General features: G+C 45.2%; 2 protein-coding genes. Both read left to right on the forward strand.

Going from position 1 to position 14,316, the window contains the following annotated elements; all coding sequences use genetic code 11:
- The first annotated feature begins 38 nt into the window (after positions 1–38).
- Positions 39–11,651, forward strand: coding sequence for a LamG-like jellyroll fold domain-containing protein (locus NXR94_RS02560; RefSeq protein ID WP_258103003.1), 11,613 nt, complete (start codon positions 39–41; stop codon positions 11,649–11,651).
- Between the two features lie 197 nt (positions 11,652–11,848).
- A complete protein-coding gene (locus NXR94_RS02565) occupies positions 11,849–14,308 on the forward strand; it encodes a hypothetical protein (protein ID WP_258103004.1) in 2,460 nt (819 codons plus the stop codon).
- The last annotated feature ends 8 nt before the right edge of the window (positions 14,309–14,316 follow it).

Raw genomic sequence — 14,316 nt, forward strand, 5'->3', positions numbered from 1 at the left:
GATTTATATTAGAACCCTAATTACCGACTATAACCATAATGACAAGCTTTTTTCAGGTCAGAATGCTAGCCCTTGGCCTATTGGCAGCATTCATACTTAGCAGTTCAACAGTAGCTGCTCAAAACTCATTACAATTTGATGGGATCGATGATTATGTAGGGGTGGGAAACCTCGGCACCACTCCAACACAGGGTACATTTGAGACCTGGGCGTGGATCGACGACCATGATGACAACCATGGATTGATGGATACTGATGCCTCTAACATTGCTTCAGGTTTCAGAATTGAAACCACGGCGGCCGGTGATTTGTATCTCGTTGTTGATGACAATAGTCAATCTCTTCATCATTTCTACCTTGCCCCGGATTCAATCACAGGATCCTGGATGCACCTGGCATTCACCTGGGATACCGGCACCGGATCATTAATTGGTTATCTGGATGGAGTGCAGGTATTCAATGATGCAGTGGCCTCATTTCCGTTAAGTTTTCCGGATGTGGTACTGGGATTTGCCTATCAAAATACAAGCACAAGAATTTGGGATGGTCTTATTGCTGAGACCCGTTTTTGGAACAGGGCACTCACCGCCTCTGAGGTAGCCTTTTTAAAAGACCAGTCCTTGAGTGGTTTTCAGCCTGACCTATTGGTTTATTATGATTATTCTGAGGGTTCCGGAACAACCACCAGTGATTTAAGTAGCAATGGATTTACCGGATCACTTTTTAATAACGTGACCTGGAGTGCTAACGCGCCGGTATTGGCGGGAGCAGATGTCGATATCCCGATACTTACTTTTGATCAGGACTTAACAACAACTAATAATTCATTGATCACAGGTACGATTGATGATGTGTTTGCGGTCATCGAAGTGTCTTTGGACGGAGGTGCTACCTGGAGCCCGGCAGGAAATCCTGGTGATGGTACCTGGGATTATGATATTTCAACTGACCCGACGTTTTCGGGATCGGGCAGTTATACTGTAGATATCCGTGCGATGGATGACGTATTGCAGGTGGGTGTTTATACTGGCACCATGGAATTGGATCAGGTAGCTCCTGTGATAACTTTTGATCAGGATGGTCTGACAGTGGGTGATCCAATTATAACAGGGACTATTGATGATCCAGCCGCGATCATAGATGTATCATTAGATTTAGGAGCCACCTATTCACCTGCCACTAATAATGGAACCACATGGTCTTATGATTTATCGGGGGACATAAATTTTTCAGGAGATAATTTCTACGATGTGGATATAAGGGCCACGGATGTTGCATTAAATGAAGGCTTCTACAGCGGTGGTGTGACGTTGAGTTCACCAAGTATTGTAGTTGTCCAGCCTAATGGAGGAGAATTACTTACAGAAGGCCTTCCATATGAAATAACCTGGAGCTATTCAGGTTTTCCGGGTACAGATTTCATCGAGATTCGATTGAGTACTGATGGAGGTGCTACTTTCAACATTATTAATGACGGCACTTTTGAAACTTTTCCTACCAACTCTTTCAGCTGGACTCCTACCTCTTTTGATGTCACTGGGGAAGGAATTATTGAAGTGGCTAATACCACCGCGTTGATTGCAGATCAGAGTGATGGAATTTTTACTGTAGATCCTGCAGGTTGCGATCCCATTACTATTTCTCCAAGTGTTACAGATAATACAGGTTGTACTGTACCTGATGGACAAATCTATGTTCAAAGTAGTACACTCGTTGAACCGACTAATGGTTATACCTATGAGTTGTATGATGATTTACTGAACCTTATTGATACTTCTTCAGCTGGTCAGGATGGTGCTGTCGGCTATACGTTTGCTAATCTACCGGGAGGCCTTTACACTATTCGAGCTTATAACGACGATAATGCCTGTTTTGATGAATTGGTGGACATTTTTGTTGACGATCTTTCCAATCCTCCATTTGTAGATGAAGCCTTTGTTTTCATTACGGATGAGAGTAGCCCTGGATTCTTTGATGGAAGTATCGATGCTTCGACGGCGGTTGGAGGAGGTAGTGGCACGTATGATTACTACTGGTATGAAGGATTTGGAATTGATGTGTTTATTACGAATGAACCTTCAGGTATTCTGAGTGGACTCACTGCCAACGATTATACATTGGTAGTCCAGGATTTGGTTAGCGGATGTAGCTCGGCAGAATATTATTTCACCGTAAATGCCGCAGCGGGTTGCGACCCAATTACCATTACAACTTCTGCCACTGAGAACACTAGTTGTGCTTTACCTGATGGACAAATCTATGTGCAAAGTAGCACGTTGTCAGAGCCGATCAGTGGCTATACCTATGATCTATATGATCAGTTTTTCAACTTTATGGCGAGTTCAGGCCCGGGTATTGATGGCGCTATCGGATTTACTTTCACAGGCTTGGCACCTGGGAATTATACGGTTGAGGTGATTAATGGCGATAACAGCTGTTTAGATAATACGTCCGCCTTTGTTGACGATCTTTCCAATCCTCCATTTGTAGATGAAGGCTTTGTTTTCATAACAGATGAGAGCAGTCCGGGATTCTTTGATGGAAGTATTGACGCTTCGACCGCAGCTGGCGGGGGAAGCGGTAATTATGATTTCTACTGGTACGAAGGTATTGGCATTGATGTATTTATTACCAATGACCCGTCAGGTGTTTTGAGTGGACTCACTGCTAGCGATTATACGTTGGTAGTCCAGGATTTGGTAACCGGATGTAGTTCCGGGGAATACTACTTTACCGTGAATTCGGGAGGAGCATGCGATCCTATTAATATTACTCCAACAATTTCTGATAATACCGATTGTGCCAATCCAAATGGACAGATTTATGTTCAAAGCAGCACGCTGACTGAGCCGGTTAGTGGTTATACCTACGAATTATATGACGATTTACTTAGCTTAATTGCGATTTCTCCAGGAGGTCAGGATGGTACGACGGGCTACACTTTTACTAATCTGATTGGAGGCTTGTATACCATTCGAGCCTATAATGACGATAATGGTTGCTTTGATGACTTAGCGGATATTTTTGTAGATGAGCTATCTAACCCACCCTTCGTAGACGAAGCCTTTGTTTTTGTATCGGCTGAAAGCAGTCCGGGTGCTTTTGATGGAAGCATTGATGCATCCAGTGCTGCTGGAGGAGGCAGTGGTAATTATGATTATTTCTGGTATGAGGGTTTTGGTACGGCAGTACCGTATACTTCTGGGGTTAGTATCATTTCCGGTCTCGCAGCAGGCGATTATACGCTGGTGGTTCAGGATTTAGTTACCGGATGTAGCTCCGGGGAGTACTACTTTGCTGTAAATTCAGGAGGTCCCGGAGTTTACTATGAACCATTTGCCGATGGAATTCCTGCGGATTGGACTTTCCAAAATGCCACCTGGATCGGGGATCCAAATAAAGGATTTAACCAAGAACCTGGTGCAGTACGTCTGGAAAGTGGAGTAGGCAATCACCTGACGACCCCTCATTTCGAGGCTGTGACCTTTATATCCTTCCAGCATCGTGTAGATGTAAATATTGCCGATGGCTTTGTGTTTAGCGTACTGGGATCTGACGATGGTGGAGCCACCTTTAATGTTGATTTGGGAGGAGGAATTAGCGTACCAAAAATTGATACGGTTTATGAGGAATTCTATGTGGATGTCATAGCAACTTATGGTACTGATTATTATGGTCCGATAAAAATTGTTACGGACGGATCTGGGGATTCTCCCGGTATCATTGACGACTTTCAAACCGACGGATTCATTAGCGGCGGAGGACCGGGAAATTACGCCTTGCAGTTTGATGGCGTCAATGAATATGTGACCATAGATGGTATTGGAGATTACTACGAGCAGCCGCAGTTAACGATCGAGGCCTGGGTGAACCCAAGTTCAGCTACTTCTTATATACTTTCCTCAGAGAATAATGGGGGTTGGGGATTTTATGTCAACGGCGGCGTATTGTCCGTAACCAATGTCGGTGTTGGAGGTATTTCTAGTACGGCCTCTATCCCGATAGATACCTGGACGCATGTGGCGGTATCTTATGATCAGGCCAATGATGCGGTGCGATTCTATCAAAATGGTACTTTCATTGAAGAACAGACTTTTGCCTTGTTTTCAGGCTCTTTAAACAGTGCCTATACCATTGGAGCCCGTACGACTTCTGCTCAGTATTCCGTCCAGCTGATTGACGAAGTGCGCGTATGGGGTGCTGTTTTGAGTGATGCTGATATTGCAGCACGGTATGGAGAGTTCTTATATGGCAATGAACCAAACCTTTTATCCTACTTCAACTTTGAAGATGGTCCGGGAAGTTCCCAGGCGTATGACTATGCTGAGTCAGGCTATTTTGGGACACTTTACAATATGGATGTCAGTAATTGGGTAGCAGGGCCGATCCTCACTTATCCCCCTCCGATAAATTACTATGAATCTTTCTCAAGCGGAATTCCTGCTGATTGGACTTTCCAAAATGCGAGCTGGATAAGTGATCCAGACAAAGGATTTAATCTGGAACCGGGAGCTGTGCTATTGCAAAGTGGTGCTGGAAATCATTTGACCACACCACATTTTGATGCCGTTAGCTATATCTCCTTACAGTACCGCGTTGATGTGCTAAATGCTGATGGATTTGTATTTAGTGTGCTTGGGTCTGATGATGGCGGAGCCACGTTTAATGTTGATTTAGGGGGTGGATTAATTGCTAAAACGGACACGGTTTACCAGGAATTATACATTGATGTATTCTCGACCTATGGCACGGAATATTATGGGCCGATACAAATTGTTACGGATTTCTCCGGGGACTCTCCCGGATTGATCGATGAATTCAAAACGGATGGTTTTATTGGAGGAGGTGGGCCTGTTGGCTATGCCCTGGATTTTGACGGTGTAGATGATTATGCAGAAACGGACCCAATAAATTATGCGGGAACATTTACCCTGGAGGCCTGGGTAATTCTGGACGAAACCATAGATCCGGGAGGATCAGGGATTATCTCAACCATGCCGGAAAGTTTCACTTTCGAAATGGGTCTGTCGAGTCAGGGATATTTATACGCTTCATTTAATGGAATTACATCCGATACGGCAACCACTACATTCATCAATGATTTCAACTGGCACCACATTGCCATGTCCTATGATAATTTGACCGGTGATGCGATCTTATATGTGGACGGAAATCAGGAGTTGATCATTGCAGCGCCAACAGGTATTAGTCTGACAGCACAGAGTCTATACTTTATGGCCAATACGGCCTTGACGAAATACACAAGAGGGTATTTGGACGAAGTCAGAATGTGGGATCATATCAGAACTCAGGCAGATATTAACAATGATATGTTTCAGGAGCTTAATGGCGGTGCTCCGGGATTGATACACTATTTCAATTTCAATGAAGGCGGCGGTACTGAGGCTTATGACTTTTTAGGTGGTCTGACAGCCTTCCTTGATCCTATGGGAATTGGCAATTATCCCTTTTATATCCAGCCTGGTGCGCCGGTATCTGGTGGTGAAGGGCCGCTCACCGATATCTACATGAACACACACTTCATCGAGGATCAGACAGTTCCTCCCGGAACATCTGATGTTTTGGTCTATAAGATGGAAGCCCAAATTGTGAATGGTCCTGCGGATATAGAAGGCTTCTTTTTAAGAGTTGGAGGCCCTTATGACCCATCAGACTTCCTGAATTTCAATTTTTACCAGAGTGTGGGTGTTGATGATTTTGCCGGAGCTGAGCTGTTAGGATCGCCTACCTTTGGAACTCCGTTCGGTCAGGATACGGTGGGACTATTTTTTAATCGCTCTTATTCTGCTGATCAGATAGTGTACTATTATGTAACAGCTAATATTAGTCCTGATGCCTTTATTGGGGATGCCTTTAATATTCTGACACCTAATTCAGAGCATTTTGGATTCGGTAATGTGAACTTCATTGGAGACGGTCTGACTGATGGACCCATAATCAACATTGATAATGTTCAGCCGCCTCAAAGTCCGGGAGGTATTTATTTTACCACATCAGGTGCCAATAGTGTATTCTTTATGAATCTTGAAGGCGGAGGAGAAACACCTTTCGCATCTTCTGATCCGGGGATCGGTGATTACGGTCTGGATTATTGGAGAACTCAGGACCAGATTTATTTTATTGATGGATCAACCTCAGGGGATAAAATTATGCAGGTAAGTCAGGATGGTTCCGGATTGACCTTATTCCATAATTTGGGGACAATTGATACGCAGTATGGAGGACTGGCCATAGATACCATTGCGCAACTTATTTATGTAGTCGATCCTGCTCTGGGAGGTATCCGGGAGATCGATATTACGGGTCTTCAGCAGAATCTGCATACAGTTTTCACAGAGAATCCTTCTGATCTGGAAATCAACAATGAATTTATCTACTGGTCAGAATCAGGCACAGCAGGCATTATTTATAGGGCCAATCTGGCAGATATTAGCAATACCGTGCAGGTGGTTATTGGTGCGGCCTCATCGGGAGGTACGGTCATTACAGGTCTAACCTTTGATCCAAATGATGGCAGGATATACTGGACCAATAACAGTGGTGAAATCAGACGGGCCTTTACGGACGGCTCTTCTGTAGAGGTGTTGAAATCCGGCCTTGGAGTAGGGATACGGGATGTCGAGTTTGACAATTATTTTGGTCGGATAGTCTATGTGAATAATGCGGGTCAAACTACTATCGAAGCGACGGATTTGGAAGGTTTTGCCAGAGACACACTTTTGTTGACGACAAATCCCATCAATTACCTGCTTATCAATACGCCTTATGATCCACCGGTGGCTCAGCCAAACTATGCCCTTCAATTTGAAGGAGGACTGGAACATTTGGCAATTCCCGGTAATCCATTATGGGCCAGGTCTACCTGGACCGTGGAATTTCTTTTTAACTCAAGCATGATTCCTGCGAATCTTGAGCACTTCAACCTGGTGAATTTTGTCGGCGCTGCACCTTCAACTAATGAAATTAAATTATTAGGACATACGGGCTTCGATGTTCAGGCTTCTGGTGACGCAGGAGGTAGTCTGGTGGCTACGGGTGCGAACCCCAACGATTCAGCCTGGCACCATTTGGCAATTGTGAGCAATGCGTCTAATGATGGCGTGGTCTACCTCGATGGAGACTCGCTGACTCTGATAAGTAATGTGTTCCAAAATTTTGGTCCTTCGGGAGATCTGTTGATCGGTAATGGCTCAACCGGCGGATTGATTCTTGATGACTTCAGAATCTGGTCTGTGGCACGCACACAGGAGGAAATAATGTCAGGCAGGTTTGGGGTCAATCCTCAGGAGCTTGGGCTGGAATTATTTTATACGTTCAATAATGGCCCGGGTAGCAATGGCGTAAATGATGAAACCGGAAAAGGATATGATGCCATGCTCGTGAATATGGATCCACTGACCGATTGGGTGTTGAATATTCCTCCGGTAGCTAATCTTACGGGTGTTGCTATCGTCGGAGGTTCTCATACTACCGTAGAATTTTCAGCGAAGGTGGATCAGGTTTCGGATGTTTATTATGTGATTTCTGAATCACCAACCTTTCCGACCCCGGAACAGATTATTAGTGGTTTGGATGGTGATGGAAATGGAGCTTATAATTCAGGCGTCTATACGGGGATTACTGATAGTACTACCTTCTGGGTGGGTGATCCGGAGTTCAGTGGCCCTGCTCTGATACCTGCTACTGATTATTTTCTCTATGTAGTAGCCAACAATGAGTCGGGACCTTCTAATATTGAATTTCAGGCCTTCACTACACTACCAGAGCCAGCCATTGTGACAATGAATTCCGTGGATCTGGTTGGTGGAGACATGATCATCGGATCAACTAACAACCTGATCTATGAAATAGAACTCAACGTGGCTGGAGGTGATGTGACCATGATTGGTTTCTTCCTGACACCGGATCCTGCAACTTCGCATTTAGAAACAGACTTTACACAGTTCAATTTCTATGAATCGGTAGGGGTGGATGATTTTGCTGGAGCCACATTACTTGGTAGTTCGGGTTTTGTTACTGGGGATTCGAATATTCCGGATGGCAGTATTGGGTATTATTTTAGTAGCACTTACCTGGATGGTTCAACGGTTTACCTCTATGTTTCTGCCGATATTGCTTCTACGGCAACCGAAGGATTTACCTTCGCAGTGCTAGCACCATCAGGAGAGATGAATATTGGTGTCAATGACCCTAACCAGGTAGTGGATGGTACGGTGAATCCGGGTGCGGTTTTCACCGGTGTTTCAGCGGATGTTACACCACCGGTGGTGACTTTTGCTCAGGATGGGCAAACCACAGGAAACACAGTGATTGGGGGCACGGTAGATGATCCGACTGCTACCATTCAGGTTCAGGTCAATAGTAGTGGTTATTTAGCTGCAGAAAACGATGGGCTGGGTTCCTGGACCTTTGATCTGAATACACATTCAGGCTTTGTCTCCGATGTAGCTTTGAATATAGACATTCTGGCCGCTGATGCCCTGGGCAATGACACGACAATTGTCGGTAGTATCACCGTTGATCTTACTGCACCGGTGGTGACTGTCGATCTTTTGCTTACGAATAATACAACTCCGATCATAACAGGTACTATTGATGATTTGAATACTGACTCATTGGTTGTAACCATTGCTGGAGTTGGCTACTCTCCAATCCCATCAGCAGGAATATGGAGCGTTCAAGTAAGCCCTACAGCATTGAGCGAAGGAACTTATGATGTTCAGGTTACAGCAGTGGATCCATACGGAAATACTTCCTCGGATCAAACTGTAGATGAATTGGTCATAGACGTTACTGATCCGGTTGTTTCCTTGAATACACTGGTGACCACAGATGATACCCCTCCATTGAGTGGTACCACCAATGAGCCGGTGGATTCGGTGTCAATTGGATTGTTGGGAGTGGATTATTCTGCTACCGTGGCTGGTAATTCATGGAATATATCAGATAATGTGATTCCTTCCCTGGCTGTTGGCTCATACAAGGTGGAAGCTGCTGCGCGTGATTTGGCTGGGAATGTAAGCACCCTGACTTTGATTGACAGCGACAGTATTATCATTCAGCCTGGAGCGCCATTGGCTTCGCAGGCCATCAACCTTGGATTCACGACTTTTACGGCTACCTGGTTCCCAAGAGCAGGGGTGTCACAATATCAGATTGATGTGGCACTGGATGCCTCATTCACCAACCTAATCACCACTTCTCAAACGGTGAGTGATACAAGTTTTGCGTTAACGGGACTGGATTATACTACGACGCATTACTACCGAGTGAGAGCGTTAGGGTTGGATGGCTTCATTTCTCAAAATTCTAATACCGTAGCCGTTACTACGCTTACAGATCCCAATACGGCTTTAGACTCGTTAGCCCTGTGGCAGGTTTATAATCGTACCAAGGGTATTGACTGGACGAAACGGGTCAATTGGAAAACGAACAAGTTGAAGAACTGGACGGGAGTGACGTTATCAGGCACGCGTATTACTGGAGTTAACCTATCCGGTTTCAACCTTCAGGGAACTTTCCCAACCATAGCTTCCGGATTGGAGGTGCTTGAAACCCTGGATGTTTCTTCCAATGAGCTGAAAGCCATGCCGGATATGGCCAGGTATACCGTTTTGACCACCTTGAATGTGGCTAACAATCATTTGGACTTTGGTGTTCTGGAAGTTTTGCCTCAGCTCGATGTAACAACGCTATTCCCGCAAAAGCGTGTTGGGGTATTGGCGGATACGTTACTGGAGCAAAGTGCTGAAATTACCTACACGTTGAGTAGAGCAGTTGGTGGTACAGGGAACACTTATACCTGGTTTAAACGAGAAAAATCATCCAATACAGGCACGTCAACCGGGGAGACCGGCCCGACTATCGATCGGTTGATTACCAGCTTTGCCGATGAGGGCTATTACTATGCGAAGGTTGCTAATCCTGCATTCCAGGGGGACACGCTTACTACTTACGAATTATTTGTAAAGGTATCTTCCCTTGAGCGGGACCGAGTGGCTTTGATGAACTTGTATGATTCCACGAATGGAGCGGGCTGGACCAACAGTTCAGGTTGGGGAGCAGCCACAGTTACCAGTGACTGGTTCGGAGTAACTGTTGAAAACCTGAGGGTGACCAAGGTGGAGCTAGCAGCCAATAATTTGGACGGATACATTGGTGAATCTTTCGGAGATTTGGTGAGCCTGACAGCAGTGAACTTGGAAAATAACAATATAAGGTCACTTCCGGATATGACCCTGGCAACCGGATTAACACAATTGGATGCTTCCGGAAACAGGCTGGTGTTTACGGACATCGTTCCGAATTTCAATATCGCCGGTAAAGATTTTAGTCAACAAAAGCGTTTCGGGTTTACGGTATATGATACCATTCAAGCAAGTACAGATACTACTTTAAGATTCCGGGAGCTGGGTGATGACCAGACCATTTATGAATGGTATTTTGGTCCGCTAATTCCGGGTGAACCTTATAACAATGATGTTGTGCTAATTGAAGGGGCTCCGAACGAAAGAGCGTATGATATCTTTAGCATTGACTATGCGAAGCAGGGTACTTACCGCCTGAAGGTGACGCACCCTCTTGCACCTGGTATCAGCTTAGAAAGCCGTAACCAAAACATCATGGCCTACACCGACTTTCAGGGTAACCTGACTGTGGATAGCACAGATGCGGTGACGGATGCCGAGGTGGTGATTTGGAGGAAAACGCCACAAGGCCCATTCCAACAGGAGAATTCTGCCACAGTGGATATGAATGGACATTATTCGATTCCTAATGTGGTACTTGGAACCTTCCTGGTATTGGCAAGGCCAAACAGGGCATTGGAGCAATATAAGGAGGTACTTCAGACTTATTATGTTAGCCAAAAGACCTATGCCGAGGCGGACTCACTTCAATTGTTTGCTGCAACTGAGGGTGTGGACATTGATCTGATCAGTATTAAACCTGAGCTTCCTGTTGCAACGGGTGCGATGATATCTGGAACGATAGAATCAGACTTTGACGATCCGGTGGATGAGGAGAACGGTCGTGTCAATGCCAGAAGAAAGGTGAGGAAAGCCGCGTGTTCGATGCGTAGGTTTAAATCGCAAGGACGCCCGACACAGGGTGTTCAGGATAGTGTGGAGGCGGAAATTGCTTACTATGTTGAAACGGATGATGAGGGATATTTCAACTTCGAGGGAGTGGCCGATGGAAAATACCTGATCAATATTGAATTCCCGGGCGTTCCAATGAATCCTAATTCAGAAGTAGTTTTTGAAATTGGAGGGGATAAGGAGAATCAGGTATTTGAGGTAAATGCTTTGGTTACAGAGCTTGGAATCGAAGTGGAGCAAACTGAAATACTTTATACGCTCAAGCCTTATGTGAAGGATGTTAATTTCTACCCGAATCCGACGGATGGCCTGTTGGCACTTGATTACACCGTTTACAGGCAGATTGATGATCTGCAAATGGTACTCGTTACCATGGATGGACGGATTATTAGGCAGGCCGAAATCCCACATTACAAGGGTAGATGGCATGCAGAACTTGACATGACTGAAGTGAGTGTGGGAATTTATCAATTGGTGTTCACAGATAAGGCTGGAACGTTCTGGCATTCTGTGAAGGTGGGTCGAAAATAATTATAGCACATATATAGCTTAAAAAAATCCCCGAAGACCTTCGGGGATTTTTTTATGTCTTTGTTAAATCCGATTCTGACCAGAGAATATGCATTAAAATATTATCTTTACTCCCCCATTGCTTTAATCCTATTTCATATAGGAATAATGCACGCCAGCGAATAGACAGCCAATTTAAACCTAAGCCTTCAAACGCAATGAACGCCAAAGCTGTCGCATTTGCCTTTATTTTACTTACCGCAGGTCTTTTCAACAAGCTAGTTGCTCAAAATAGCATGGGAATCGGAACCAATTCCCCCAATCCAAATGCAGTATTAGAGCTTGTTTCTCCAACCAGTAATCAGGGGTTTCTTGTTCCAAGGCTGACCACTTTGGAGCGAGGTTCGATGTCATTGTCGGCCAATGAAAATGGCTTACTTGTTTTTGATATCGATGATCAGTTATTCTATTTCTGGGTTGATCCTACCTGGATACCGGTGAGTAATGGGGCAAATGGCGATATGCTGGCGTCCATCTATGATCAGGATGGAAACCAATCTGTTGATGCAGCAGATAGTATATCTGTTGATTTCTTCGATGGTGTATCTATTCAATACAATCTGCTCACGGGTCAGGTAGAAGTACGTGGTGGAGGTATTACAACAACAAAATTGGCTAACGCATCAGTTACGAATGCTAAAATAGCTTTGGGATCAATTACAGGAGACCAACTGGGTATACCTGCTTTGTCGGGACAGGTATTGAAATATGATGGGTCGGGCTGGTTGGCAGGTCCTGACACAGTAAATGTTGATGGTACGACTATCATCGGGGATGGTGAGTCTATACCACTGGGCATTGGAACACTAGGAAGCGCCCAGATTCAGGATGGCGCGATTACAACTACAAAAATTGGTACTGCTGTAATTACCGGTGACAAAATCGGGATTCCTGCTTTGCCGGGACAGGTATTAAAATATGATGGGTCGGGCTGGCTGGCAGGCCCTGACACGGTGAATGTGGATGGGACGACGATTACAGGAGATGGAGAAACCATTCCATTGGCTATTGGAACCATAGGCACCACACAAATACAGGATGCCTCAATTACGAATGCAAAAATAGCTTTGGGATCCATTACCGGCGATCAACTCGGCATACCGGCATTATCAGGTCAGGTATTAAAATATGATGGTGTTGGCTGGTTGGCAGGCCCTGATACAGTTAATGTAGATGGCACGACGATCATCGGGGACGGTGAAACCATACCATTAGCGATTGGAACCCTTGGTACAGCCCAAATTCAGGATGCTTCTATAACTACCGCGAAACTTGCGGATGGCTCGGTAAGCAATGCCAAAATAGCAACAGGATCAATCACAGGAGATCAGATTGGTGTTCCTGCCGCTTCCGGGGATGTACTGACTTATGATGGTTCTGTATGGGCTGCTTTACCGAACTTCTCCTCTCAATGGGGCGCCAATGGCTCAGATATTTATTATGATACCGGAAGAGTGGCCATTGGAGTAAACGCTCCCACTGCTCCATTACATATATTATCGTCGGCAAACGGCACATCGGATTTACTTATTCAGGACGATGCAGGGGGAGACCCCAGTTTAACTTTTGAGGAGACTTCCGGCGGAGCAATTTATTCCATGGGGATTGATTTTAGTGATGCTGGAAAATTCAAGATGGCTCGCAGTTCGAACCCAAGCGGGTCGGCCTTTTTTACGATCGACGCCAGCAATCGATTTGGTTTTGGTACCCAGACCCCGTTTGACGCCTTGCATGCCCATGTCGGAACCACCACCGTTTCAAGGATCCGTCTGACACAATCAGCAAGTGGTCTGGCAAGTACAGATGGTGTAGTACTGGAAAGTAATAGCGCCAACGCCTACATTAGAAATTATGAAAATGGAGATATATACCTAAATACGAACACCCATCTATTCACATTTAGCAGTTTGGGAAATTTGACTGTTCCTGGCACTATGACGGCAACTGCCTTTGTCGGTGATGCGTCGGGCCTAACGAATCTTCCTTCTACCTATAATTCCACTTTGACCATCCGCGATGGGCTTACTGGCAACAGTACCCCGTCATTGTTTTTGGAGCGTACAGATGGTAATTCGGCCGTTTCCGCACAATATAATAATGGAGCGGCCACCTTTTCGATGGGGATAACCGGAGATGAAGGGTTCGCGCTGAGTGCCCCGAATGTAAATATTGGACAGACGGGGGATTATTTAAGAGTAACCAATGCAGGTGATGTAGGAATCGGAACAGTGGCACCGAGTGCGAAGTTGGATGTGGGGGGTAGTTTGGAGGTAAATGGTGATATGACAACAACCGCGGGAGTATATCATCAAGTTAGGCAAATATCTTCCACAACTTATGTTGTGCAGGCGGGGGATCATATTATTGAGGTTTCAGGTGCTGGGACGGCTATTACCCTACCTGATGCAAATGTTCCAATTGATGGTCGTGAGTTGTTCATATTGGTCAGAGCAGGCGGCGATCACAGTATAGCTTTGGATGGAGCAGCTGGTGATTTTTTCATTTATAATGCTGCAGTAGTCTCGACCCCTATTAGTATTGGTTTGAATGTTACGCCTGCTATACATTCTGTACATCTATTGTCGGTGGGCAATTTCTGGTATGTAATGACTCATTAATTATCTGA

Source organism: Marinoscillum sp. MHG1-6 (assembly GCF_024714475.1).
Lineage (GTDB): Bacteria > Bacteroidota > Bacteroidia > Cytophagales > Cyclobacteriaceae > JAMZMI01.